Source organism: Sphingomonas sp. 7/4-4, from assembly GCF_027941955.1.
GTDB lineage: Bacteria > Pseudomonadota > Alphaproteobacteria > Sphingomonadales > Sphingomonadaceae > Sphingomonas.
In genome coordinates, this window is sequence record NZ_CP115960.1 from 3,939,353 (window position 1) to 3,963,934 (window position 24,582).

Annotated in this window: 23 protein-coding genes; 15 read left to right on the forward strand and 8 right to left on the reverse strand. The window is 65.0% G+C overall.

Features of this window, described 5'->3' with window-relative positions; translation table 11 throughout:
- Window positions 1-127: 127 nt before the first annotated feature.
- The 5 genes from PIB19_RS20200 (at window position 128) to PIB19_RS20220 (ending at window position 6,378) form a co-directional block, all read left to right on the forward strand.
- Window positions 128-2,416 carry an FdhF/YdeP family oxidoreductase gene (locus PIB19_RS20200; RefSeq protein ID WP_271238772.1) on the forward strand — a complete coding sequence of 763 codons (2,289 nt, stop codon included), beginning with the start codon at window positions 128-130 and terminating at the stop codon, window positions 2,414-2,416.
- Entirely contained in the window at window positions 2,413-3,192 is a 780-nt protein-coding gene (gene fdhD / locus PIB19_RS20205; protein WP_443018656.1) for a formate dehydrogenase accessory sulfurtransferase FdhD, read from the forward strand. Before PIB19_RS20200 ends, fdhD begins: the two co-directional genes overlap by 4 nt.
- Window positions 3,189-3,734 (forward strand): molybdenum cofactor guanylyltransferase, encoded by a 546-nt coding sequence (mobA, locus tag PIB19_RS20210; protein ID WP_271238773.1) that lies wholly within the window; start codon window positions 3,189-3,191, stop codon window positions 3,732-3,734. The genes fdhD and mobA overlap by 4 nt, the downstream gene beginning before the upstream one ends.
- Window positions 3,735-3,883: 149 nt before the next feature.
- The gene (locus PIB19_RS20215) at window positions 3,884-5,551 is read left to right on the forward strand and encodes a cadherin repeat domain-containing protein (RefSeq protein ID WP_271238774.1); all 1,668 of its coding nucleotides are present in this window, start codon (window positions 3,884-3,886) and stop codon (window positions 5,549-5,551) included.
- Entirely contained in the window at window positions 5,548-6,378 is an 831-nt protein-coding gene (locus PIB19_RS20220; RefSeq protein ID WP_271238775.1) for a calcium-binding protein, read from the forward strand. Before PIB19_RS20215 ends, PIB19_RS20220 begins: the two co-directional genes overlap by 4 nt.
- 22 nt (window positions 6,379-6,400) lie before the next feature.
- On the opposite strand, the gene PIB19_RS20225 is transcribed toward PIB19_RS20220, so the two are convergent.
- Window positions 6,401-7,648: a YdcF family protein gene (locus tag PIB19_RS20225; RefSeq protein WP_271238776.1), complete on the reverse strand. Its 1,248-nt coding sequence runs from the start codon at window positions 7,646-7,648 to the stop codon at window positions 6,401-6,403.
- 1 nt (window position 7,649) lies between these two features.
- Window positions 7,650-10,145, reverse strand: coding sequence for a TonB-dependent receptor (locus tag PIB19_RS20230; protein WP_271238777.1), 2,496 nt, complete (start codon window positions 10,143-10,145; stop codon window positions 7,650-7,652).
- 248 nt (window positions 10,146-10,393) lie between these two features.
- Between PIB19_RS20230 and PIB19_RS20235 the strand changes: the two genes are divergently transcribed.
- Entirely contained in the window at window positions 10,394-10,609 is a 216-nt protein-coding gene (locus PIB19_RS20235; RefSeq protein WP_271238778.1) for a hypothetical protein, read from the forward strand.
- Between the two features lie 129 nt (window positions 10,610-10,738).
- The gene (locus tag PIB19_RS20240; RefSeq protein ID WP_271238779.1) at window positions 10,739-11,401 is read left to right on the forward strand and encodes a hypothetical protein; all 663 of its coding nucleotides are present in this window, start codon (window positions 10,739-10,741) and stop codon (window positions 11,399-11,401) included.
- Between the two features lie 93 nt (window positions 11,402-11,494).
- Here the strand turns inward: PIB19_RS20240 and PIB19_RS20245 are convergent, their stop codons facing one another.
- The 4 genes from PIB19_RS20245 to PIB19_RS20260 form a co-directional block, all read right to left on the reverse strand.
- Window positions 11,495-12,328 carry a DUF6454 family protein gene (locus PIB19_RS20245; RefSeq protein WP_271238780.1) on the reverse strand — a complete coding sequence of 278 codons (834 nt, stop codon included), beginning with the start codon at window positions 12,326-12,328 and terminating at the stop codon, window positions 11,495-11,497.
- A 164-nt stretch (window positions 12,329-12,492) separates the two neighbouring features.
- Window positions 12,493-13,347 (reverse strand): TonB-dependent receptor domain-containing protein, encoded by an 855-nt coding sequence (locus PIB19_RS20250; RefSeq protein ID WP_271238781.1) that lies wholly within the window; start codon window positions 13,345-13,347, stop codon window positions 12,493-12,495.
- Complete coding sequence (locus tag PIB19_RS20255) at window positions 13,344-15,527, reverse strand: TonB-dependent receptor (protein ID WP_271238782.1); 2,184 nt, start codon at window positions 15,525-15,527, stop codon at window positions 13,344-13,346. Before PIB19_RS20255 ends, PIB19_RS20250 begins: the two co-directional genes overlap by 4 nt.
- 227 nt (window positions 15,528-15,754) lie before the next feature.
- The gene (locus PIB19_RS20260; protein ID WP_271238783.1) at window positions 15,755-15,970 is read right to left on the reverse strand and encodes a hypothetical protein; all 216 of its coding nucleotides are present in this window, start codon (window positions 15,968-15,970) and stop codon (window positions 15,755-15,757) included.
- Here PIB19_RS20260 and PIB19_RS20265 point away from each other — a divergent pair.
- The 8 genes from PIB19_RS20265 to PIB19_RS20300 all read left to right on the forward strand — a co-directional run bounded on the left by PIB19_RS20265 (window position 15,957) and on the right by PIB19_RS20300 (window position 22,923).
- On the forward strand, window positions 15,957-16,796 hold the full coding sequence (locus PIB19_RS20265; RefSeq protein ID WP_271238784.1) for a family 16 glycoside hydrolase: 840 nt from the start codon (window positions 15,957-15,959) through the stop codon (window positions 16,794-16,796). The genes PIB19_RS20260 and PIB19_RS20265 overlap by 14 nt on opposite strands.
- Before the next feature lie 4 nt (window positions 16,797-16,800).
- Window positions 16,801-17,217, forward strand: coding sequence for a 3-keto-disaccharide hydrolase (locus PIB19_RS20270; RefSeq protein ID WP_271241042.1), 417 nt, complete (start codon window positions 16,801-16,803; stop codon window positions 17,215-17,217).
- Window positions 17,218-17,227: 10 nt separating this feature from the next.
- Window positions 17,228-18,493, forward strand: a complete 1,266-nt coding sequence (locus PIB19_RS20275; RefSeq protein ID WP_271238785.1) for a Gfo/Idh/MocA family protein — start codon at window positions 17,228-17,230, stop codon at window positions 18,491-18,493.
- Between the two features lie 64 nt (window positions 18,494-18,557).
- Entirely contained in the window at window positions 18,558-19,181 is a 624-nt protein-coding gene (locus tag PIB19_RS20280; RefSeq protein WP_271238786.1) for an FAD:protein FMN transferase, read from the forward strand.
- The gene (locus PIB19_RS20285) at window positions 19,178-19,399 is read left to right on the forward strand and encodes a hypothetical protein (protein WP_271238787.1); all 222 of its coding nucleotides are present in this window, start codon (window positions 19,178-19,180) and stop codon (window positions 19,397-19,399) included. Before PIB19_RS20280 ends, PIB19_RS20285 begins: the two co-directional genes overlap by 4 nt.
- The gene (locus PIB19_RS20290) at window positions 19,396-20,658 is read left to right on the forward strand and encodes a Gfo/Idh/MocA family protein (protein ID WP_271238788.1); all 1,263 of its coding nucleotides are present in this window, start codon (window positions 19,396-19,398) and stop codon (window positions 20,656-20,658) included. The genes PIB19_RS20285 and PIB19_RS20290 overlap by 4 nt, the downstream gene beginning before the upstream one ends.
- A 27-nt stretch (window positions 20,659-20,685) precedes the next feature.
- Complete coding sequence (locus tag PIB19_RS20295; protein ID WP_271238789.1) at window positions 20,686-21,861, forward strand: Gfo/Idh/MocA family protein; 1,176 nt, start codon at window positions 20,686-20,688, stop codon at window positions 21,859-21,861.
- A 405-nt stretch (window positions 21,862-22,266) separates the two neighbouring features.
- Window positions 22,267-22,923: a response regulator transcription factor gene (locus PIB19_RS20300; protein ID WP_271238790.1), complete on the forward strand. Its 657-nt coding sequence runs from the start codon at window positions 22,267-22,269 to the stop codon at window positions 22,921-22,923.
- Here PIB19_RS20300 and PIB19_RS20305 read toward each other — a convergent pair.
- Together PIB19_RS20305 and PIB19_RS20310 are read right to left on the reverse strand one after the other, a co-directional pair.
- Entirely contained in the window at window positions 22,808-23,491 is a 684-nt protein-coding gene (locus PIB19_RS20305) for a hypothetical protein (RefSeq protein ID WP_271238791.1), read from the reverse strand. The genes PIB19_RS20300 and PIB19_RS20305 overlap by 116 nt on opposite strands.
- Window positions 23,488-24,582 (reverse strand): hypothetical protein, encoded by a 1,095-nt coding sequence (locus tag PIB19_RS20310; RefSeq protein WP_271238792.1) that lies wholly within the window; start codon window positions 24,580-24,582, stop codon window positions 23,488-23,490. Before PIB19_RS20310 ends, PIB19_RS20305 begins: the two co-directional genes overlap by 4 nt.

The following is a 24,582-nucleotide window of genomic DNA, read 5'->3' on the forward strand; positions in this document are numbered from 1 at the left end:
GGCCCCATTCCGCGATATTATTGAGACGAAAGGTCAGGCGCGGTTCGCGGATTTTTCTTGCAGTCGGTGTGCTCCGTACCATTGTCCGGGAAGACTGCTCCAGCCGGGCGGCGGAAGGATAGGCGTCATGTCGAAGCAGCGTTCGGACAAGCCCGAGATCAAGCCTTTTGCCGGTCCGGCGGGCGGATGGGGCTCGGTACGCTCGCTCGCTGAGATCCTGCCGCGCGAGCGTGTCACGCCTGATGCGCTGCTCCAGCTCGCGCGCCAGAACAAGCCCCATGGCTTCATGTGCACCAGTTGCGCCTGGCCCAAACCCGCGGATCATCACCCCGCGGAGTTCTGCGAGGAAGGCGCGAAGGCGACTGCTTGGGAGCTGACCACGCTGCGCACCACGCCGGAATTCTTCGAACAGCACACGCTGACCGAGCTGCGCGACTGGAAGGATTACGATCTCGAGCAGCACGGCCGGCTGACGCATCCACTGCGCTATGATGCAGTCACCGACAAATATGTCGCGTGCAGCTGGGAAGAGGCTTTCGACGCGATCGGCGCGGCGCTGCGCCCGCTCGATCCCAGGTCGGTCGCCTTCTACTCGTCGGGGCGAACCAGCCTCGAGGCGTCGTACATGTACGGGCTGATGGCGCGGATGTTCGGCAACCAGAACCTGCCCGACAGCTCGAACATGTGCCACGAATCGACCTCGGTGGGGCTGAAGGCGGCGATCGGCGTCCCGGTGGGGACGACGCAGCTCAGGGATTTCGAGACGTGCGACGCGATCTTCTTCTTCGGCCAGAATGTCGGATCTAATGCGCCGCGGATGCTCCACGACCTGCGCAGCGCGCGCAAGCGCGGGGTGGAGATCATTACCTTCAATCCGCTCCGGGAGCGCGGGCTCGAACGCTTCACCGATCCGCAGAACCCGATCGAAATGGTGACGGGCGGCGAGACGCAGATCTCGACGCAATATCACCAGGTGAAGGCCGGCGGCGACATCGCCGCGATGCTCGGCATCGCCAAATTCCTGATCGAATGGGACGATGCCGCGCTGGCGGTCGGCGACCCGCCGGTCCTCGATCATGAATTCATCGCGCAGCACACGCATGATTTCCACGCCTTCGCCGATGCGGCGCGCTCCGTGGAATGGACGGATATCGAGCGCGAGTCCGGATTGGCGCGATCGGCGCTGGAGCAGGCGGCGCGGGTCTATGCGAAAGCGAAGGCCGTGCTCGCCATCTACGGCATGGGGCTGACCCAGCATGTGAAGGGCGTCGAGAATGTCCGCATGGTGGTCAATTTGCTGCTGTTGCGTGGCAATATCGGCAGGCCCGGCGCTGGGCCTACGCCGGTGCGCGGCCATTCGAACGTCCAGGGCCAGCGCACCGTCGGCATCACCGAGAAGACCGAATTGGTGCCCGTCGACAGGCTGAAGGAGCTGTACGGCTTCGATCCGCCGACCGAGAAAGGGCTCGATACCGTCGAGACCTGTCGCGGCGTCATCGATGGCTCCGTGAAAGCCGTGATCGGGCTCGGCGGCAATTTCCTGCGCGCGGTGCCGGAAACCGCGGCGATGGAGGAAGCCTGGCCGCGCCTCGACCTCTCCGTCCAGATTGCGACCAAGCTCAATCGCAATCATCTCTTCGCCGGGAAGATCACCTATCTTCTGCCCTGCCTCGGCCGGATCGAGGAGGATGTGCAGGCGAGCGGACCGCAGGCGGTATCCACCGAGGATTCGACCAGTTGCATCCACGGCTCGCGCGGCAAGGCGAAGCCCGCCGGCCCGCATCTTCTGTCCGAGCCGCGCATCGTCGCGGAACTCGCCAAGCGTATCCTGCCGCCCAATCCGCGCGTGGACTGGGACGGCTGGGTCGCCGACTACAGCCGGATCCGGGAAGCGATCGAGGCGACGTATCCGGCGATCTTCAAGGACTATAACCAGCGCCTGTTCACGCCCGGCGGCTTCTGGAAAGGCAACAAGGCGGCCGAACGGATCTGGCAGACTCCGAGCGGCAAGGCCGAGTTCCTCGCGCCGAGCGGGCTGAGCGCGACCGGGTTCGCCGATGCGGAAGGGCGCTTCCGGCTGATGACCCTGCGCTCGAACGACCAGTTCAACACGACGATCTACGGCTATCACGATCGCTTCCGCGGCGTGAAAGGGACGCGCGACGTGCTGTTCATCAATCGCGAGGACATGGCCGTGGCGGGCGTGTCCGAAGGCCAGATCGTTGCATTGGAGAGCGACGCCGGGGACGGCAGGTTGCGCCGGCGCGAGGGGCTGATCGTCACGCCCTACGACATTCCGCGCGGCTGCCTGGGAGCCTATTATCCGGAGGCGAACGTGCTGATGCCGGTCGAGCATCACGCCGAGCAGAGCCATGTCCCCGCGGCGAAATCGGTGCCCGTCCGGATACGCGTTTGACCGCCGCACTGACTCTCCCATTCGAGTGGATCGGCGCCGACGGCAGCGCCGACGTGCGGGAGCGTGCGATCGCCGAGGAAGTGCCGGTGGCAATCGAGTGCAATGGCCTTGGCTATGCTGTGCTGATGGCCAGTCCGGGCGATCTGCTCGATATGGGCTATGGCTTCGCGCTGACCGAGCGGCTGATCGACGATGCCGGCGACATGCTCGACGCCGAAGTGCATGCGCTCGAACATGGCACGGTACTGCGCCTGACCTTGTCGCAACGCGTGGCGAACCGCGTTTCGGATCGCGTCCGCCATCGCACTGCCGATTCCTCTTGTGGATTGTGTGGGGTAGAAAGCCTCGAACAGGCGCTGCGCCCGTTGCCTTCGCGATCGATGCCTTGGGCCGGCGACGACCAGGCGATATTCACTGCGCTGCAAGCACTCGAGAAGACCCAACCGCTCGGCGCGGCGACGCGCGCGGTGCACGCCGCGGCGGCCTGCACGCAGGCGGGCGCGATCCGGCTCGTTCGCGAGGATGTCGGCCGCCACAACGCATTCGACAAGCTCATCGGAGCGATGCTGCGCGAAGGGTTGTCGTGGGACCAGGGCTTCGCCTTGCTCACTTCGCGCTGCTCCTACGAGCTGGTGGAGAAGGCCGCTTTGTCGGGTTGCCCCATGCTCGCGACGATCTCCGCTCCGACCGCGCTTGCGTTGACGCGCGCGCGGTCGGCCGGGCTTGAATTGCGCGTGCTTACCCGTCCCGACGCGCTGCTGCGGCCGATCGCGTGAAGCTGCTCGGCGCGATCCTTGCCGGCGGTCGCTCGCGCCGCTTCGGCAGCGACAAGGCCGAGGCCGTGCTCAATGGCCGAACGCTCCTCGCGCACGTCGCCGATGCGCTTCGTCCGCACTGTGATGCACTTGTCGTTTGCGGCCGAACGCATCGCGAAATGGCCTCGCTGGAGGATCGCCCGCATGCCGGTCTCGGTCCACTCGGCGGGCTTTGCGCGGCCCTGACTTTCGGCAAGGATGCAGGCTTCACGGCCGTGCTAAGCGCGCCCTGTGATGCGCCGGACCTGCCGAGCGGTCTTTGCGATCGCCTGCTGGAGGAATCGGGCCCGGCCTATGTCGCCGATCTTCCCGTGGTCGGCCTCTGGCCCTGCGTACTGGCGGAACATCTGCATTCCTGGCTCGATAGGAATAACGATCGTTCGTTCAGCATCTGGGCGCGTGCGGTGTCGGCCAAGCCCGTGGAATTTGAGCACAAGTTCGGCAACATCAACACGCCCGATGATCTGAGCGTATACGAACATCGCCACGCAATACGCTGGTGAGAAGCTGAGCCCGCAGCGGCCGCTTCCACAGTCCCGGGGCGTAGCAATCCCTTAAACGCGATTAACCGACCCTGCTCGCACCGCTTTTAATAGTCTCGTCTATTCGGCTCGTGCAAAGGTCCACTGTCTGGGCCGAAGAGGGGGCGGATATGGCGGCGAACTTCACGCATGAATTCAAGGCATTCCACAATGGCTTCATGGCGGAAGTCAATGACGCTCCGGCCGACGCCATCGCAACCGAACCCGATGATGTAAACGAAGCGCCGGTAATCAAGGACAGCCGCAATATCATCTTCATCGACGAAGGTGAGACTTTCGTCACCGCGAGCTTCGCTGCCACCGATCCCGATGGCGATACGCTCACCTACAGTCTCGGCCAGCGGTACGACGAGGATGCCGGGCTCTTCACGATCGATCCCGCCACCGGCGCGCTCCGGTTCACGGTGGCGCCCGATTACGAGCACCCGACCAGCTACAGCGGCGAGAACTATTATTATAAAGTCGAGATAATCGTCTCGGACGGTTATCTCAGCGATCGCTTTACCGTCCGCATCGGCGTCGACAATGTCAACGAGGGGCTGTTCGTCACGTCGTTCGGCGGCGCGGCCTCGGCGACGGTCGCCGCGATCGAGAACAGCCAGGCCGTCGCGACGTTCACCGTCTACGATCCCGACAACACTCCGCCCCATTTCTCGCTAGCCGGCGCCGACGCCGCGTTGTTCGGGATCAATCCCTTCACCGGGCAGGTCTATTTCAAGTCCGCGCCCGATTATGAGGCGCCGACGGACGCCAATGGCGACAACGTCTATGAGGTCACCGCGCAAGCGGGCGACGGCACGTTCGTCGTCACCCAGGCCTGGGCAGTGACCGTTGCCGATACGAGCCAGGGCAATGTCTCGATCACTTCGAGCTATGGCAATCCCGGCGCTTCCTACGCGATATCCGAGAACAGCACCGCCGTCGCCACGATCGCCGCCCGCGATGACGAGGGAGGCGCAGTGAGCTATCGGATCGCCGGCGGCGCCGATGCCGCGCTCTTCGCCATCGACACCGGCAGCGGCGCGCTCCATTTTGTCGCCGCGCCGGATTATGAGGCGCCTTCCAGCAGCACCGGGACCAATTACTACGAAGTCACGGTCGAGGCGACGAACGGCTCGAGTGTCGACAGCCAGGACGTGGCTGTTCAGGTGACCGATGTCGCGCCGGCGCTGGCGATCACTTCGCTGGGCGGCGGCGCCACTGCCGCGACCGATGTGGTGGAGCTTGGTTGGGGGACCGTGGCCAGGATCACGACCGCGGGCGCCAGCGGCAATGTGCGCTACTCGATCGTCCCGACCGACGATTATCAGGCGTTCACTGTCGACGGGGCCGGCTGGCTTTCCTTCTCGACCATTCCCGATTTCGAAAATCCACGCGATGCCGATGGCGACAACGTCTATTTCGTCACGGTTCGCGCTGATGACAATGAGGGCGGCGACACGCAGAGGATCGCCGTTACCGTCACGGATTTCGTCAGCCCGATCGCGATCACCTCCAATGGCGGCGGCGCCACCGCCTCGGTCAATTTTGACGAGAACGGCAGCGGCGCGGTCACGACCGTCAGGGTTGCCGACGCATGGGGCGCGCCTGCCTTCTCGATCGTCGGCGGTGCCGATGCCGGTGCATTCCAGCTCGATGGCAACGGCGTGCTGCACTTTACGGCGGTGCCCGACTTCGAGAACGCACGCGATGTCGACGGCGATAATGTCTATGAAGTCATCGTCGCCGCGAAGGACGTGGAGGAGGTGACACCCAGGCCATCTCGGTCCACGTCGTGAATTTCAGCCCGATAACAATCACTTCAAATGGCGGCGGCGATACCGCGTCGGTCGACTTCGCCGAGAACGGCACGGGCGTGGTCACGACGGTTCGGGTCTCCGGTGCCGTCAGCCAGCCCGGCTACGCCATCGTGGGCGGCGCCGACGCCGCTTTGTTCGTGATCGACAGCAGCGGCGCACTGCGTTTCGCCGCGGCGCCCGATTTCGAGAATGCGCGCGATGCCGACGGCAACAATATCTATGACGTGCTCGTCCGCGCGAAAGACATGGAGGGCAGCGACGTCCAGGCGATCTCGGTCAATGTTCGGGATTTGGGTGATAGTCAGGGTGTCAACATCACTGGCAACTCGGGGCCCGGCACGCATACGGGCACTGCCTATGCGGACGAGATCCGCGGGCTTGGCGGGAACGACGTTCTCTACGGCCTGGGCGGCAACGATCTGCTCGACGGCGGTGCGCAGAACGACGTGCTGATCGGCGGTGCGGGGAGGGATACGCTGATCGGCGGCAGCGGCAGCGATCAGTTCGTTTTCGAGACGCTGGCGGACAGCAGCTTCTCGGCTCCGGACACGATCGCCGATTTCAGCCACGGCGAGGACCGCATCTCGCTCTCGGCGATCGACGCCAATGTGCTCGCGTCGGGCAATCAGGCATTCACGTTCATCGGCAGCAGCGCCTTCACCGGCAGTGCGGGCCAGCTCCGCTACACCTATTCCGGCGGCGATCTGATCGTCACCGGCGACGTCGACGGTGACCGCCATGCCGATTTCAGCCTGATCGTGGACGGCGGCTGGTCCTCGCTGTCGTCGAGCGATTTCCTTCTTTGAGCGACCGGATCGTCTAGCCGGATCAAGGATCGAGCGGATCGGCGGCTTCGACGTGGAAAGCGATCGGCGCGGGCGTGAAGCGCAGGCTGAACCGGTCGGGGCCCGGCGCGAGGCGGCCCGGCTGGACGCCCATCTCGCGCAGGTTGCGCTGGGCGAGTTCGGTGCCGCCGATATACTGGATCGTGCGGTGGTCCGAGACGACCAGCGCCGGCCGATCGACCGGGAAGCCGGCGGCGAGGAGCAGCCGGGCGCAATTGCGCAAATTGGTCGTGGTGTGGCGGGCGTGCGGCTCGATCAGGATGCGGTCGGCCGGAACGCCGTGCTCGGTGACGAGAAGCCGCTTCATCTCGATCGCTTCGTTGAACGGCGTACGGTTGGGGTGGACGTTGCCGCCCGACACGATGATGAACGGCGCGAGCCCGCGTGCGAACATGTCGGCGGCGATCCGCATGCGGATGTGCCCCATCACCCCGGTGCGCGATTGCGCATCCTCGGGGCCGTGCCCGAACACCAGCAGCGCAGTATAAGGGCGTGCCTGCCAGTCGGTCCCGGCGACTGCGCGCAGTGCCGCGGCATTCTCGCCACCCAAAAGCGGTCGATAGGCACCCGCCTCCGTACGCTCGTTCATCTGGAGCAGCCCGATCGCGTAGCGTAGCGATGGGTCGAAGAAGAGATCATCGTCATGCCTCAGCGCCGCAGTGGCCACGCCGTGCGCGCTCAGCACGTCGGCATATTCGGGTCTGGCGGTGTCGAAGATGATCGCGTCGATCTTGGGATAACGCGGCGGAATCCCCTTGGCATAGACCGCGATCACGCGATTGATCGCGGCGGCGGCCTCGTCCCAGGCGGTGGCGACGAGATCCGCGTCGGCCAGGGATTCGTGGCGTGCGAACCGTCCCGAAGGCCGCATCTGCCGACCGACAAGCGCCGCGCCGAGGCGGCGATCGCGCGTCAGCAGCCGCAGCCGAGCCTCCACCGTGGCGATGTCGGCATCGGTCCAGACCCACGCATCGGCAAGGCATTGCGGCGACGGAGTGCACGTGTCCTGTGGCACGCGTGCGGCGCGCTCCGTCGCGAGCTGGCGAAGGATCCTGTCGTCGCGCAGCGCCTGCGCCCAGCCGTCCGCCGTCCGCAGCATCGCGAAGAGCGGGAAGACCCGCGTCTCCAGCGAGTCGGCGAACGGCGCGGAATAGCCTCGGGGATCCTGCGCCCAGGCCGCCGCGGGCGCCCAGGCCAGTGCGACGGCGAGAGCGATGGCGGCGTGGCGCAACTTACCAGCTCCGGCTGAGGATGAAGCGGAAGTTGCGGCCGAACAGCGGACGGCCATAGATCGCGTCGGTCGCGCCCTGGCCGGCGAGCTGGTCGGTGCGCGGGTTGCCCTCGGTGAGGCCCTTGGCGTTGGTGAGATTGTCGGCCACCACCTGGACCCGCCACGGGCCGTAGGTGACCGACGCGTTCGCGCCGAAGGTCTGATAGGCCGGCAGCGCCGTCAGGTTGAACAGGTCGACATAGCGGCGGCCGACCCATTCGTAGCGGCCGGCGATCTCGAGCTCACCCTCGCCGACGGGGAAGTGGACTGCGGGGCGCAGATTGCCGAAGAATTTCGGCTCGCGGATGATCTGGTTGCCGTTGACCGCGCTGGGATCCGCGCCCGACGTATTCTCGAGGTTGCGATATTGCGGATCGGCGACGGTGACCGAGCCGGTCAGCTCGAACCAGCGCAGCGGCGCGACCTTCCCGTCGATTTCGACGCCCTTGACGACGGCCTCGCCGACGAACGGCACCGATTGATCGTTGCGCCCGGTCACCGGATTGAACGCGACGAACGAGGCGTTGAACGGATCGAACTTGGTATAGAAGCCCGTGACATAGAGGTAATTGCGCCCGAAGCTCGCCTTGACGCCGGCTTCATATTGCCGCGCTTTGGTCTTGATGATCGTCGGCGCAGTGCTCGTCGTCACGCCGAGCTGCGGCGGCACCTCGAGATTGGAGATGCGGCCATAGGCGCCGAGATTGTCGGTGAAATCATAGTTGAGGCCGGCCGTCCAATTGGTCGTCGACGGCTTCAGCTTGCGCGATACGAACGCGCCGGTGAAGGCGCGGGTGGTGTTGTCGGCAAGGGTGGTCGCATCGCCCAGATTGGCTTCGGCCGAAAGCAGGGCATAGCCGTCATAATCATACCATTCCTTGCGTACGCCCGCGTCGAGCCGCAGTCCGTTGGTGATTTCCCACGTGTCGTTGGCATAGACCGCGACCATCTTCGCGTTGCCCTCACCCTGGTTGAGCGTGGTCGTATAGCGCAGCACGCCGTTCTGCGTCACCGAGCCGAGCACCGCGCCGGCGGCCGAATACGCCACGAGGTCGATCGTCCGCGGCTTGCTCCGCACTTCGATCAGCATGTCCTGATAGACCTGCCGGCTGCTCACGCCATAAGCCGAGCCGTAGATTCCGGCGCGGATATCGTGCGTGCCGAAGCCGGTCTCGAACTTGCGGGTGACACTGAGATCGGCCTGGCTCGAATAGAAATCGGCGTCGACCGCGCGATACTGGCCCGACATGATCAGACCCGAAGCGGTGGCGGGATCGTAAGCCGTCGCGCCGTTGCTGCCCGCGATCGCATAGCCGAGCCGCGAGACGCCGGCGCCGAACGCAGCGCGCGCCGCAGGGAGATAGCCGGCGGCGAAGGTGGCTGCGTCGGCCGGATTGGTGGTCGAGTAGAAGGCATCGAAGCTGCTCTTGCCCTTGGTGAGGCCGAGCCTGGCGGAGACCAGCCAGCCGTCGAAATCGGCCTCCCAGTCCACCGCGCCGTTGAAGAAGCGCATGTAGCGGCCGTCGGCGAGATCGCGGTTCAGGGTCTGCACCGCACCCGTGCCGTCGCGATACCGGATATTGACGTCGCGTAGCGCCGGCGAGTTCAGCGTGCCGGTGTGATAGTCGATATAGGGATCGAGCGAGACCGACGGGTTGCGCGGATCGGCGACCGGAATCGGCAGATAGAACAGATTGTGGTCGTTGACGTACATCGCCGAGATCTTGACGAAGCCATTGTCGAAATCGTGCTTCAGATTGGCGCGGATCTGCCCGCCTTTATCGCTGGGGAAGCCGCTGTCGCGATAGCCGTCATGCTGGCGCAGGAAGCCGCCCACCGCGAAATAGGTCCGGTCGTCGATCGGGCCCGACTGCATCAGATCGAGCCGGTACAGGCCGGTGTCGCCGAGCGTCAGCTGCGCGCGGCCGCGCGATCGGGCGTCGCCGGTCACGGTGATGTTGTTGGCGATCGCGGCGGCGCTGCTCGCATAGACCGGCGCCGGGCCGCCACGGACGATCTCGACCCGCTCGGTCATCAGGTCGTAGCGGTTCATGCCTTCGCCCGAATTGAAGAACACGCCGTCGATCTCGTGATACAGCGGCAGGCCGTCCTGCTGGAAGATCAGATAACCGCGATCGGTCGGGATGCCGCGGACGCGGGTGATGTTCTGCACCTCGCCGCCGGTCGCTTCCACCTGGATGCCCGGAACGGTGCCGAGCAGGTCGGCGAAGTTCTTCGGCGCGATCTTCTGGACTTCCTCCTGGCTCAACGAATTGACCGCATAGGAGACGTCGAAGCGGCGCTGGGCACGCGCAGTGCCGGTGACGACGATGTCGTCGGCCGGATCCGCCTCGACCTGGGGTTCCGCCGCAGGCGTGGCCGGCTGGCCCGCATCCTGCGCAGCGGCGACCCCGGGTAGTGCGCAGGCCAAAGCGCATGCGGATGCGAGAAGCGACATTGCGGAAGTTTTCTTGCCCGAGACGTGCATTTTGCGAACCCCTTATCTGGATCGGCTGCGGCTAGGGGCCGTTCACTACGGCGCGATGACACCGCGAACCGGAACGGATTACCAGAACAGTGCCAGGCGATTCACGGATCGGGGTTCAACCGATCGACCGCGCACCTTGCCGCAAAAGCTCCGCGCTCGTCCTTTGACTGTCACATGCGAGGACTATTTCCCGGACAGTGTTGGAGAGGGTGTTGGTGATGCGTGCTTTCAATCCGCTGTTCGCGGCGGAGGTCGTCGACTGTGTGGCCCAGGGCCGCGCACCGACGGTTCAAGAGCTGTTTGCGGTTGCGGAGCGCATTCGTCATGATGCCGGGATGCGGCCGATCTTCGGCTGGGACGGTGCTTCGAGCAACCAGGAGGAATGCCTTCTCATTCGTGCAGCCCACGCCGCGCTATGCGGGACTACGGGCTAGCGGCGGCACGGTTTTCGGCATTGCAGTCGGTGCCGTGCGATGCCTGATTTTGCAGCGTCCATCAAAAAATTGAAATGCGGGAGTTGGCCCGTGTAGGGATGCGCATGCGGATCTCACAGGAGACCTGACATGGGCACCATTCCACGCCGGAGCATTACCGGTCTGCGGCAATTCGTGGATCTCGAGCAGCAGCGCGCCTGGATGGAGGACGACGCGCAATTGCCCGATGCCGGCGAGCGCGCGGAGTCGCTGGAACAGCGCTTCAAATATGTCGTGCGATTTCAGAAGCTGCTTGCTCGCCCGCAGGCAGAAGACGTGCTGGAGATACTCGGGATCTACGGCGCGACCTGCATTCCGATCCCGCGCCGGACCGAGCGTCATTATTGGTCGGTTTCCTGTCTGCCGTCGACCTCCGACAAGCCACTCGCCCGCGTCAATGCGAGCTGGATGGAACTCTTCACGCTCTATGCGGACGGCGAGGGTATCCGCGCCAGATTCATCGTGCACCTTTCCGACTTCACGGCGGATCGCTCGCTGGCACAGGAGCAGGTGGACGAATCCTTTCTCGAGCACTGTGTCACGACGCCGGAAGACATCGGCTGTTTTTTCCCACGCGGCGCGGACATTTTCGGCATCAACGTGCGCGGGGCCGCCTCCATCCGCAAATTCCTCGCGACCCGCCAAGCGGTGCGCGCGATCCGGAGGTTCAATCTGACGCACATGAACCGAGGCCGGAATGCCTATCAGGCGAGCCACTGCTACAGCCTGGCGGATCACATGCTGGTGGACTGATCGGTTTTGGCGGCGCGGCGGTGCTCGTTATTGGCGATTGCAGACTGGCTCGAGGCAATCCCGGCAGTGCGCTGATGACCAGTTACGACCGAGCTATATTGGCCAGCTTTCCTGTGGATCATCGAGCCTGAAACGGAACAGGCGGCTGGGGCCGTCTTCCGGGACGACATACAGTTCGCGGCCTTCGATCGCCATTCCCTCGCCGGTATAGGGCCCGCCGCGGCCCAAGGGCCTGACCGGTCCGATTGCGCCGGCGCGCAATGTCCGCTTGAGCTTCATCGACGGCCAGTCGATCCAGTCGACGGCGCCGCTCCACAAAGTCAGCGATCCGCTGGCCACAAGCTGTCCGTCGACGAACTTCATGTCCTGATAGTGCGTCGGGGAAGGGTTCGGCACGACGCGCGTCCGCGCATTGTCGCCCAGATCGAATATGTAGAGCAATTCGCTGTCCCAATTGCCCGCCACGAGGGTGCGGCCAGATGCTGCCACGCACCCCAGATGGTCCGCGACGTGAATTCTCCGGCGTATCTGCAGGCTGTCCGCATCGATCTCGACAAGTACCGAGGCACTCTTCGGCTTCATTTCCGCAACCGGAACCCAGATCGAACTGCCGGAAATCGATATCCCGCCAGGATGATATTTTGCCCCGTCCGTCAGCTCCAGCCGCCGCCGGAGCTTGCCCGTGCGCCGGTCGAACTCGTGGATATAGCCCTTGCGGTTCTCCTGATCGACCGAAGTGACCCAGATGCGCCGGCTATCGAGTTCGAGGCCCTGGACATGGAACAACTCCCCTTCGAGCGCGAGCGTGCCCAGGAGGCGGGCATGTTCGATCGTTCCGTCGAACTGGTCCGGAGCCGCGGACACCGACAGGCTCGGCAATACCAGGAAAAGCGCAGTCAAACTGGTTCGGATGGTCTTGCGGATCATCTGACTTGCCCCCGGACTTTGCGTATCCGGGCCCCATGGCAAACTTGTGTGTCAGAATGACTGCGCGAATTTTTTGATGCGAATGTGAGAGACTTCGTGGGCTCTGAAGCAGGGCCGCGCGCGCCGGGGCCGCGGATCGGCCGGCGCGCGCGGGAATCGGACGGCTAGAACTGGAAATTCACCGCCAGCGCAAAGGTGCGTCCGAAATAGGCGGTGTAGAGCGGGTCCTGGCGCACGGTGTCGGTGTACAGCCGGTTGGTCTCGTTGGTGATGTTGCTTACTTCCGCGATGAGTTTGATGTTCTCGCTCAGGTTGTACGAGGCGGAAGCGTCGACGAAGATCGAGCTGGCGGCGCCGTTCGCGTCGCTGTCGGTCGGTCCGGGGATGCCCGTCAGATAGCCGGCCCGATAATTGACCGTGGAGCGGATGCTGAACTTGCTGTCCTCGTAATAAAGCGTGCCGCTGGCAGTCTCCGGCGACAGGCCGACGAGCGGTGCGTTGCGCGTGATCGTCGGCGAGATGATGTAGTTGATGTTGGAGCGCACGCGCGTGAAGTTGGCGAGAACGCCGAAATTCTTGAGCATGCCCGGCAGGAAGCGGAAGGGCAGCTGCAGGTTCACTTCGAACCCGCGCAGCGGCCCGCCCTCGGTATTGTTGCTTCGCGTCACGCTGAACAGTTCGTCCGGCGTCACACCGGTGCCCGTGCCGCTGAGCAGCGACAGCGGGAGACCCAGCTCGCGGAAAGGCACCAGCTGGCTGGTGTTCTGGATATAGGTCTCGATGTTCTTGTAGAAATACGCGACCGACAGCAGCGAGCCTGGAGCGAAATACCATTCGAGCGAGGCGTCCATCGTATTGGCGCGGATCGGATCGAGATACGGGTTGCTGATCGAGGCGGTGCGGATCACGATGTTCGCGCTGCCGCTGGGAATCAGCTGCCCATAAGCCGGGCGGGACATCACCCGCGATGCCGAGAAGCGTGCGATCACGTTCGGCGTGACGTCGAGCGCGAGGTTCATCGACGGCAGAAAATCCTCGTACGAGCGCTGCACCTGCGAGATGACGTAGAAAGAGGGTAGGGCGCCCCGGTCGGCGCGGCAGTGGGGATCGGTCCATAGGTGTCGAGGCTGGTGTGGACATAGCGCACGCCGGCATCGCCGCGCAGCGTGAACGGCAGCGTTTCCTCGGTGTTGAACTTCACCATCAGATAGCCGGAGCTGTATTTCTCGCTGACTCCGCCATAGGTGCCCTTCGCGCATTCGACGCTGCAATATTGGAAGCTGTCGAAGTTCACTGCGCTGCGGAACTTGTCCGGATCGATCGCGACGAAATCCTGCATGTTGCCGCCCAGGTTCTTGCCGATGCCGCTCGTCAGGAACGTGATGTCGGCCATCGACACGCCCGCCGGCAGAGTCAGCGGCAGCGACTGGCTCGGGATCAGCTGACGCTCGCGCGCAGTGTATTTGTTGGTGCGATACTGTCCCCCGACCTGCACGGTGAAGCCCGGTGCCGCCTTCCACTCGCTGTTGAGTTCGAAGGTCTTGCTGACGATGGTGTTGTCGCGAATGAAGTTCGAGATCTGGCCCCGTTGGCTGCCGTCGGCGAGCGGCGGGCCGTAGAGGAAATTCGCCGGATTGGTGAGGTCGATGCCATAGTCGATCTTGGGAAGGTTCGGATCGTCGCGGAAGTCGATCGAGAAATTGTCGGTGTCGTTGGAGTCGATCGCGACCTGCAGCCGGTTCACGTGCAGGCGCGAGTCATTGATGCCGGCAAGGCCGTAGATGCGGAAACTGTCGGAGAAGCGCTGGTCGAAGTTCAGGTTCACCTGGCGGAATGTCGAGGTGAAATGCTCGTCCTGCATCTCGGAGCGCAGGTCGACGCCGTCCCACAGCCCATGGATGAGCGAGCCGTTGTCGTCGACCTCGATGTCGCGGATCGACATCATCGGCTGGCCGTTGTTCGAAGCGGTGCGACCCATCGAGCGAGCGTCGAGCATCGTGTCGAGCCGGTTGACCTTGAAGCGCGAATAGAGGCTATCGATCGAGATGTCGGTGTTGTCGCTCGGCTTCCACTGGAGCGTCAGCGAGCCCGCAAGGCGCTCCTGGTTCTGGCTGCCCTTCACCGGACGGGGCAGGCGCGGCAGGAACACGCCGCCGCCCGGGCGGCCCGAAACGCCGGTGCGGCTCATGATATAGTCGTAAGCGGCCGCGGTGCTGGTGCGTGGATTGCCGGTGCTGCAATTGGCTGCGTCGGCACCCACCGAGACGCCGCTATTGGCGTAGCCCGGGGCGGGGCTGGTCACCGCCACCCCTTGATAGGTGTAGCCGACAGGCGTGCAGAACGGGAAGATGATGTTGGTCGGAGTCGTTGCGCCGGGCAAGGTCACCGGACGCGATTGTCCCGCGACATAAGTCGGCAGGATATCGACGGCCGAATAGGCATATTCGTCGATATGGCGCTTCGAATAAGCGACGCTGGCCAGCACGCCGAACGTATCGCCGAACTTTTTGGACACCAGAGCCGAGAGGCGCGGATCGGCCTTCTTGCTGATGTCGTTATAGATGCCACGTGCCGTGGCCGAAAGGACGAAGTCCTTCTTCTGATCGAACGGCTTGGGCGCGCGCAGGTCGACCGTCGCGCCGAGCGATCCTTCCTCGACATCGGCCGACAGCGTTTTCCGGACGGCCAGTGAGGAGAAGATCTCGGTCGGGAAGGTCACGAAGTCGAACGAGCGCCCGGTGGCGACGCCGCCGCGGATGTCGCTGCCGCTGACCTGCGACACGCCTTCCATCCCGTTGATGCGGACGCGCGTGAACTGTGCGCCGAGGCCGCGGACCGAGATGTTGCGGCCCTCGCCGCCGTCGCCGCGCGACAGCGCGACGCCGGGGATGCGCTGCATCGATTCGGCCAGGTTCGAGTCAGGGAACTTGCCGATGTCCTCGGCGACGATCGAGTCGACGGCGGCGGTCTCTTCGCGCTTGAGGTTCAGCGCATTGTCCAGCGAAGCGCGGAAGCCCTGGACGACGATCTCCTGTTCCTGCGGCTGTTGTGCGTCCGGCCCGGCAGGCTCCGCAGCCTGTGGATCGCCTCCTGTCCCGCCCGGAGGCGTCGTCTGCCCCTGTGCCGATGCCGCAGCCAAAAGGCTCGCCAGGCTGGCCGAGACGAGCAGTCCCCGCCGGTTGAATCGATCGCGCCTCATTCCCCTCTCCCATTGACCCGGGCATTCGGCAGTTTCCGCCGCCCGGGAGGTAATTGTCGGCAATTTGCATTTTTGATTTATTTTCCGAGCTGCTATCATGGTCAGGCCACATTGGCAATGAGGCCTGACTCATTTCGCCGATGTGGTATGGCCGTTTGCCTTTACGTGTGGTTGGCCAATACGTTACTGTCTGACAATGTTGTTGCATGTGGTCTGACCGAGATCTATCAGTCGCAAGAAGCCGCGCCGTAAAATGCGCGCGGATGACACAGGGTGAGGATGTCAATGATGGCGTCAGGAACAGCGCGGCGCTCGAGCCCGGCCTCCGGGATCAGAAGAATAGTCCGCACCATGGCGTTGGCACTGCTCACCGCCACGGTCGCGACAATGTCTTCCGCGGCGATGCAGAAAGCCGCGCCGTGGCGCGCAATGACGCCGGCCACCGGTTTGGCGGGCTGGCACGTCACCGGCGGGAACGCGAAGTTCGCGGTCGAGAATGGCGAGCTGGTCGGGCGCGCCGCGCCGGGATCGCCGAACAGCTGGCTGGTGTCGGACACGCAGTTCGGCGACTTCATCCTCGAATTCGAGGCGAAGACCGATCCGGCGCTCAATTCCGGCGTGATGATCCGCGGCCAGAGCCGGCCGGATTACCGCAAGGGTGTCGTCTTCGGCTATCAGGCCGAGATCGACCCGTCGAAGCGGGCGTGGAGCGCCGGCATCTATGACGAGCAGCGCCGCCAGTGGCTCTACACGCTCGGCCGCAACGATGCGGCGCGACAGGTTTTCCGATCGGGGGACTGGAATCGCTATCGGGTGGAAGCGATCGGCAACCGGATCCGCACCTGGATAAACGGCGTGCCCGCCGCCGATCTGGTCGACGATACCGATGCCCGCGGGTTCATCGCCTTCCAGGTCCACGCCATACCCGACGCCGAGGCGGCCCGGGGACCCGAAGTGCGGTTCCGGGGGATCCGGATCATCGACGCCGGCGCGGCACGGTTCGCGGCGCCCGCGACGCCGCTGGAGCAGCAGGCCTGGCTCGCCAACCGCCTGTCCGACGGTGAGCGCCGGGCCGGTTGGCGCTTGCTGTGGGACGGCCGAACCAATGCCGGCTGGCACAGCGCCAAAGGCGGCGGGTTTCCGGCAAAGGGCTGGTCGATCGGCGACGGAATATTGCGGGTCGAAGGCGGCGGCGGAGATATCGTGAGCGATCGCGCATATCGCGACTTCGAGCTGTCGATCGACTTTCGCCTCTCCCGGTGCCAATAGCGGGATCAAATATTTCCTCGACGGCAAGGATTCCACGGTCGGGCTCGAATATCAGCTGCTCGACGATGCCCGCCACCCCGATGCGAAGATGGGGCGTGACGGCAACCGGACGGTTGGCTCGCTCTACGATCTGATCGCGGCGCGCAACCTTTCGGATCCCGACAGTCCGGGCAAAAGGGTCAACCCTCCAGGCGAGTGGAACCGGGCGGTGATCGTCGCACGCGGCCGGCATGTCGAGCACTGGCTGAACGGCTTCAAGGTCGTCGAATATGACCGCGGGTCGCCCGAGTTCCGGGCGTTGGTGGCGCAGAGCAAGTTCGCCGGGCGGGCGAATTTCGGCGAGGCCGAGCAGAGCCCGATCCTGCTCCAGGATCATGGCGACCGCGTCGAGTTCCGTTCGATCAAATTGCGCGCGCTTTGAGGAGATGACGATGCTCGACCGCCGGACGATGATCAAGGGTGCGGGCGCCGCTGCGGGAATCGCGATGAGCGCCCGCAGCTATGCGCGGATCAGAGGCGCCAACGATCGGCTGCGCGTCGCAGTGGTCGGCGTCAACGGCCGCGGGCAGGCGCATATGAGCGCCTTCTCGAAGCTGCCCAATGTCGAAGTCACCCATTTCGTCGACGTCGATTCGAACGTGCTGGCGAAACGCGCGGGCGAATTCGCCGCGAAAGGGCATCCGGCGCCGCAGACCGAGGGCGACTATCGCCGCCTGTTCGATCGCAAGGCAGTCGACATCGTCACGGTCGCCACGCCCGATCACTGGCATGCCAAGCTTGGCATCGATGCGATGGATTCGGGCCATCATGTCTATCTCGAAAAGCCGATCGGCATGGCGCCTGCCGAAGGCGAAGCACTGATCGCGGCGCAGCAACGCACCGGGCGGAAGCTGCAGGTGGGCAACCAGCAGCGCTCGAGCGCGGAGACGCAGCAGCTGGTTGCTTTGGTCAAGGCAGGCGAGCTCGGCAACGTCTACGAGGCGCAGACCTGGTATGCGAACAATCGCGTCTCGATCGGCCGCGGGCACGAAACCGCGCCGCCGCCGAACCTCGACTGGGACCTGTGGCAGGGGCCACGTCCGCGCGGGCCCTATCGCTCCAATCTCGTTCCCTACAACTGGCACTGGTTCTGGAAATACGGGACGGGCGAGACCTGCAACAATGCGATGCACGAGCTCGATGTGGCGCGCTGGGCGATGGGGCTGGCCTTCCCCGAGAAAGTGACCGCGCGCGGCTCGCGCCAGTTCTTCCGCGACGACGATTGGGAGATGTACGACACGCTGTCGATGGACCTGCTCTATGCGGACGGCCGCACGATCCGCTGGGACGGCAACAGCTGCAACGGCATGCTGCGCTACGGCCGCGGCCGCGGCGTGCTGCTGCTCGGCACCAAGGGCTCGGCGGTGGTCGATCGCAACGGCTATGAGCTGTTCGATCTGGCGGGCAAGTCGACACGCGTGGTCAAGGCGCCCGCGACGTCGGAAACCACCGGAACGGTGGGCGAGGGCGCGCTCGACATCTACCATGCCGGCAATCTCGTCGATGTGATCCGGGGCCGCGCCCCGCGCTCGCCTCGCCGATCCGCGAAGGGCATATCAGCACCACGCTTTGCCACCTCGGCAACATCGCTTATCGCACCAAGTCGACGCTGTCGCTGGACGTGGCGACGGGCAAGCCGAAGAGCCCGGAGGCGATGAAATTATGGGCGGTGGACTATCAGCCCGGCTGGGAGGTCAAGGCCTGATCGCTTCCCCGATCCCGATGCATGCCGAACGGTTCGCAGCAATGGGCACCCGCGTCGAACTCCATCTGTTCGGCACGGTCGAGCGCGCGGCGATCGATGCGGCGCGGCGGGCGATCGAGGCGGTGGACGATGCCCTGACGATCCACCGTCCCTCGGCTACGACCGCGCTCAACGATTGCCTGATGGCGGGGCGGCCCTGCCATGTCGACGATCCGTTGCTGCTCGACGCGCTGATCGAGATCGAGACGGCGCATGCACTGACGCAGGGTCTGTTCGATCCGGCCGCAGACGCGGCACGCCCGGGAGCGGGATGGGGAGCGGTTCGATTTGATCGAAGTGCCGCACGCATCGCGGCTTCGCAGCCGGTGGCGTTCGACTTTGGCGGGTTCGGCAAAGGTTTCGCGCTCGACCGCGCATGCGACGCGCTGCGCGACGCGGGAGTGACTTCGGCCTTTCTCTGCGCGGGCGAGAGCTCGATCGCGGTCATCGGCGAGCATCCGCTGGGGGAGGCTGGCCGGTCGCCATACCCCATCCGCTCGAGGCCGAGCGCGTTCTGGTGGAACTCGAGCTGCGTGACGAGGCGCTCTCGGTCTCGTCGACGGTGGGTGCGGGGGCGAGTGCGCCCGGGCGCGCGCCTATGATCCGGCCGACCGACGGCTCCCGCGTCACCGCGGCACGCACGGCTGTCGCGGTGGATTACAGGGGGTCGCGTGCCGAAGTGATGAGCACCGCGCTGCTTGTCGCCGACGAGGTGCAGGCCGGGTGCTTTCCGGATGGCGGACGGTCGCGCCGTTTTCTGTTCGATTTCAGTCTCGAGCGGGCGATGCCCGCGCATGCGTACGAGGTGGCTCTGCAATGACCGACAAGGATTTCGACCTGACGCGACGCGCGTTCCTCGACGGCGTGCTGAAGGCGACGGCGGGGGCGGGGATGACCGCTGCCGCGCCTTGGGCGGTGTCCGCCGCGGCGGCCGAGCCGCTCCAGCGCGATCGTGTGCGGCTGGGCGTGATCGGGACCGGTGACCGGGGCCGGACCCTGATCCGCAACATCCTCAAGACCCGCAATTGCACCGTCGCGGCGGTCTGCGACAATTTCGAGCCGCATCTCGCGAAAGGGCGGGCACTGGTGGCAGCGAACACGCCCGCCTTTGCCGATCACCGCGCGATGCTCGACGCCGGCGGTTTGGACGCCGTCGTCATCGCGACGCCGCTGGACATGCATGCACGCCAAGCCTTCGATGCGTTCGGCGCGGGCCAGCACGTGTGGTGCGAGAAGGCGATGGCGCGCACCATCGCGGACTGCACTGCGATGGTGAAACGATCGCAGGACAGCCGCAAGGTGCTGCAGATCGGTCATCAGCGCATGTTCCACCCGACCTATCTGAACGCGCTCAAGCGCGTGAAGGCGGGCGAGATCGGCGAGATTACCCAGATCCGTGCCAGCTGGCACCGCAACACCAGCTGGCGGCGCCCGATCCCGCCGGGAAGCACCGACCGCAAGATCAACTGGCGCCTGTATCGCGACGCCTCGGCGGGGCTGATGACCGAGCTGGCGACGCACCAGCTGCAGATCGGCGGCTGGTTCCTCGACGCGGTGCCGACGCGGGTGATCGGATCGGGCAGCATCTGCTTCTGGAAGGATGGCCGCGAGGTCTACGACCATGTCGCTCTGGTCTACGAATATCCGGACGGCCGCAAATTCGTCTACACGTCGCTGCTCAACAATGCGCGCTATGGCTGTGAGGAGCAGATTCAGGGCAGCAAGGGCACGATCGAGCCCGAGCTCGGCCGCATCTATCAGGAAGTGCCGCCCAAGGTGCTGGCGCTCCAGCGGATGCAGGAGGACGTCAAGCGCGGGCACAAGCGCGTCGTGCCGATCGGCGGCGCGACCTGGTTCCCGGAGCTTCCGGTGACGACGCCGGGCGAATCGCTCGGTTGGGGCGAATATGACGAGACGATGCTGCAGTTCGAAGGCTTTGGCGAGGCGGTGCGTGCGGGGAAGCCGCTGCCGGGGATGCTGGCCCAGGCCTATCACGCAAGCGTCGCATCGCTGCTCGGCGAGCAGGCGATGGACCGCGGCGAAGCGGTGACTTGGCCGACCAACCTGATCACCGTCTGACCGCGCCGCAATTCAAGGGGAAAACTCGTGACCGAATCCAGCCGTCGCCAGGTCCTCGGCCTGCTGTCCGCCGGCGCTGCCGCCGGCTTCACTGCCGACGCGCTCGCCCAGTCCGTCACTCGCGGCGATGCGCCGACCGAAACCGCGCAGGCACGGCCCGCACCGGAGGCGAAATACCGCCTGCCCTTCGCAGTGATCGGACTGGATCACAACCACATCTATGGCATCACCGACGCAGTGATCCGCGGCGGCGGCGTGCTGACCAGCTTCCATGCCACCGATCCCAAACAGATCGCGATGTTCCAGAAGCGCTACCCTGGCGTGAAGCTGGCGCGCTCGCAGGAGGAGATTCTCGCGGACCGGAGTATCAAGCTGGTCTGCAGCGCGGCGATCCCGAATCTGCGCGCACCGCTCGGTATCCGGGTGATGCGCGCGGGCAAGGATTATCTGAGCGACAAGGCGGCGGTGACCACGCTTGCGCAGCTGGCCGACGTGCGCCGCGCTATCAAGGAGACCGGCCGCAAATACGGCATCATGTATTCGGAACGGCTCGAGGTTCCCGCCGCGGTGATGGCGGGCCAGCTCGTCCATGACGGCGCGATCGGGCGGGTCCTCCAGACCGTCAATCTCGCGCCGCACCGGCTCGCCGCGCCGACCCGGCCCGAATGGTTCTGGGATCCGGCGCGCAACGGCGGCATCCTCACCGATGTGGGCAGCCACCAGGCCGACCAGTTCGTCTATCTGACGGGCAGCAAGCGCGCGCGCGTGGTCGCCTCGCAGACCGGCAATTTCGGCCATCCGGAGCATCCCGCGTTCAATGATTTCGGCGACATGATGCTGAACGGCGACGGCGGTACCGGCTATGTCCGGGTCGACTGGTTCACGCCCGACGGACTTCCCACCTGGGGCGACGGCCGCCTGTTCATCCTCGGGACCGAGGGATTCATCGAGCTGCGCAAATATGTCGATATCGCCGGGCGGCCTGGCGGCAATCACCTGTTCCTCGCGGACCGAAAGGGCACGCGCTATCTTGATTGCTCCAGGGTTCCGCTTCCTTTCGGCCCGCAATTCGTGACCGACCTCGTCGAGCGCACCTCGATCGCGCAGGACCAGGAGGGTGCGCTGCTCGCCGCCGAACTCGTGCTCACAGCCCAGGCGCACGCCACTCCGGCGATGTGGCCCGCGGAGGTTCGTTTGCCGTGAGACCCTCCACCTAGCCCCGGGGGATCGGGAAATTCGTTCAAATTCTGGAAGTTGCCGTTGGGGCGACCGTTAAGCGCGACCCTCATCCAGCCTTCATCGAACGCGACCTCGTAATTGTCGTCGGCGTGGCGAGGGCAGCCGAGGGAAGCCATTAAGATCGTCACGGCGCCAGACCCTTGGCGGTTCTCTGATTGATATATTAAGTCTAGGCCTATTTGCTGTCAGAGTGTTTTTGTTCGTGCCGGCACAAACGGTTATCTCTTTTATCGAGCCGACTGATTTACATCATACGCCCTTTGACTGTAGAATGGTCCGCCGAGAAATGGGGCTCGATTCGGGCGCACACCCGAGACCCCGTTCAGCTTAGATTCTGGCAACTTTTCGACCGGGTTCGAAGGGGAAAACGTGCGCATCGCAATCGTCAGTCTCGTGCGATTATTGGGCGAAGCCGTCGCCCAGTCGTTGTGCGCGCGCGACGCCTCGCTCGATATCAAGCTGGTGCGGGAGTTCGACGAACTACGCCGCGCGACGCTGGGGGCATCGCTGTTCGATCTCGTGGTGGTCGACACCACCCAGGGCCTCGATCTCGACGCGGTGCGCGCATTCCGCCGCGATCATCCGGGCCTCCCGCTGCTGGCGCTCGGCCTGCGCGAGAAGGAGGCCGAAGTGGTCGCGCACGGCAGCGCCGGCTTCACTTGCTATGTACGGCGCGAGGACGGGCTCGAGCGGCTCCACGCGATGCTGTGTGATGCCGTCGCGGGCCGGCTCACCTGTTCTCCGGAGATCGCCGCCTCGATGATGCGCGCGCTGTTCCGCAACGGGCCGGTCGCGGTCCCCGAAGAGGGTGGCCACCTCACGCGGCGCGAGGACGAAGTCGCGCACCTGGTCGCCCAGGCGTTGTCGAACAAGGAAGTGGCGCGCGAACTCGGCCTGAGCGAGTCGACCGTCAAGCACCACGTCCATTCGATCCTCGGCAAATTCGGACTGGCCACGCGCGGCCAATTGATGCGGCGGATGCGCACCGACAGTCGACCGATGCAGCCCAGCCGGATGGCGGTCTAGCGTCGATCTTCACCTTGATCGTTCGGTGACGGGGGCTGGCTCCCGCGCGGGATCGCCCGATTTCTGCACGCAACCCGGCGAGGCGGTCGGGGAAGACCGACAGCCGATCGCCGACCGCGATCCCCGCATGATTGAGCCGCTGTCCGATGCCGTCTAGCGCGTCATGGGCGTTGGTCACGCGCGCTGGATCACCCGACAACCCGTCGAGGATCGCACGCGGCAGCGCCTTGGCCAGCGACAGCAAGGCGGGCAGCGCATCCGGGGCTACGTCGTGTTCGGGCCGCGCCGGCGTCCGTTTCGCGGCATCAAGCGAAGCCCGCATCCGCCCGAGCTTGGCGTCGATCCGGCGCCGGATCTCGCCGAGCGCGATGCCGAATTCCTGTTTCGCCCAGGCATGCGCTTCGTTTTCGGTGACTTCGTATCGCCCGAGCCAGTCGGGATCGACCGCCGCTTCGTCGCCCGCGAGGGAACGAATAACCAGGGGGCCAGGCGGGCGGGTGGCGACGTCTGGAAGAATGAAGTGCCGCATCCCATCGGATGTACGCCAAAGCTGCTCATCGAGATTCATAACTGGTGCCCCAGATTATGTTCGACCACCCAGCGAAGGTCGGGCCAATTCTGTTCCGTGGTCAGCAATTTCACACCGTCGGCGATTGCCGGGGGCATCTCGCCAAATTGCCGTGCCATCCACCACGCCGCGGTGTTCAGCGTTCCCCAGCCGCGAATGGGATCGCTCCCTTCGGCAAGCACTGCCGTCGCTTCGGCGTGAGCAACGCCGTCATAATCCATACCGCCTGCCTCGATCGCGCGGGCCAGCCCGGTATCGATCTCGTCCTTCGGGCCGCCGGAACCGGACAGCGTGCCGGCCAGCGAGAGCAATGTGCTTTCGCCCGAACCGATCCGCGTCCAAAGGCCCCAGCTCTTCATGCGCGGCGCCCCCGAATCGATCCCGCTGAAGCTTTCGATCAGGTCGCGCCGGATCGACGCCGACCCTGCGGGCGGCGGGCTCGCCCGCCAGAAGTGCTGATAGGCGAGCGCGATCGCCAGCCTTCGCCATGGCCCGAGCGGCTCGCTCCGGACCGGCGGGTCGTCTTCCCCACGGATGACGGCGTCGAGCCAGTCGGCAAAGGCAATGAATTCGGCGGTGGGATTGAACCTTCGTGCCAACCGGCTCGCGGCTTCTTCATACGCCGCCGGGTCCCGACTGCGGGCGGCGACCAGGTCCAGCAAGGCCTCCTGCCCGAGCGCCCATTCGAGCGCCGTGAGGTCCTCGCCGCCGAGATGGCGATGGAGCGCCTCGAGCGGGCCGCGCAATGCGGGCCAACCTTGCTTGAGCCGCCCGACGAGTTCCGCATCATCCAGGATGATGTGGGTCAGAATGAACATGGGCAGCAAATGCCGCGCCGTCGCGGCGAGCGTCAGCGCCTGGCCCTCGCTTACGACCACGCCAGTCCATTCGGTGACCGGCCGACCAGGCCAGGCGACCAGCCCGAAGATCAGCACATCGGATCGCCAGAGCGGAAGCAGCGCGGGAAACCCCGCGCGCGCCAGCGCCTCGCGACGCGCAGGTTCGACCGTGGCGAGGATCATGTCGTCGATCTGCTCAACCTTGCTTGCGAGCGCTTCGGCTGTCGCCGTCCAGTCTTCGATTTCGCGCAT

Excerpts from the sequence above, each read along its gene's own strand:
- PIB19_RS20200 (WP_271238772.1), top strand. The coding sequence starts at position 128 with ATGTCGAAGCAGCGTTCGGACAAGCCCGAGATCAAGCCTTTTGCCGGT.
- PIB19_RS20215 (WP_271238774.1), top strand. The coding sequence starts at position 3,884 with ATGGCGGCGAACTTCACGCATGAATTCAAGGCATTCCACAATGGCTTC.
- PIB19_RS20230 (WP_271238777.1), bottom strand. The coding sequence starts at position 10,145 with ATGTCGCTTCTCGCATCCGCATGCGCTTTGGCCTGCGCACTACCCGGG.
- PIB19_RS20235 (WP_271238778.1), top strand. The coding sequence starts at position 10,394 with ATGCGTGCTTTCAATCCGCTGTTCGCGGCGGAGGTCGTCGACTGTGTG.
- PIB19_RS20240 (WP_271238779.1), top strand. The coding sequence starts at position 10,739 with ATGGGCACCATTCCACGCCGGAGCATTACCGGTCTGCGGCAATTCGTG.
- PIB19_RS20245 (WP_271238780.1), bottom strand. The coding sequence starts at position 12,328 with ATGATCCGCAAGACCATCCGAACCAGTTTGACTGCGCTTTTCCTGGTA.
- PIB19_RS20250 (WP_271238781.1), bottom strand. The coding sequence starts at position 13,347 with ATGAACCTCGCGCTCGACGTCACGCCGAACGTGATCGCACGCTTCTCG.
- PIB19_RS20255 (WP_271238782.1), bottom strand. The coding sequence starts at position 15,527 with ATGAGGCGCGATCGATTCAACCGGCGGGGACTGCTCGTCTCGGCCAGC.
- PIB19_RS20265 (WP_271238784.1), top strand. The coding sequence starts at position 15,957 with ATGACGCCGGCCACCGGTTTGGCGGGCTGGCACGTCACCGGCGGGAAC.
- PIB19_RS20275 (WP_271238785.1), top strand. The coding sequence starts at position 17,228 with ATGCTCGACCGCCGGACGATGATCAAGGGTGCGGGCGCCGCTGCGGGA.
- PIB19_RS20280 (WP_271238786.1), top strand. The coding sequence starts at position 18,558 with ATGCATGCCGAACGGTTCGCAGCAATGGGCACCCGCGTCGAACTCCAT.
- PIB19_RS20285 (WP_271238787.1), top strand. The coding sequence starts at position 19,178 with ATGATCCGGCCGACCGACGGCTCCCGCGTCACCGCGGCACGCACGGCT.
- PIB19_RS20290 (WP_271238788.1), top strand. The coding sequence starts at position 19,396 with ATGACCGACAAGGATTTCGACCTGACGCGACGCGCGTTCCTCGACGGC.
- PIB19_RS20305 (WP_271238791.1), bottom strand. The coding sequence starts at position 23,491 with ATGAATCTCGATGAGCAGCTTTGGCGTACATCCGATGGGATGCGGCAC.
- PIB19_RS20310 (WP_271238792.1), bottom strand. The coding sequence starts at position 24,582 with ATGCGCGAAATCGAAGACTGGACGGCGACAGCCGAAGCGCTCGCAAGC.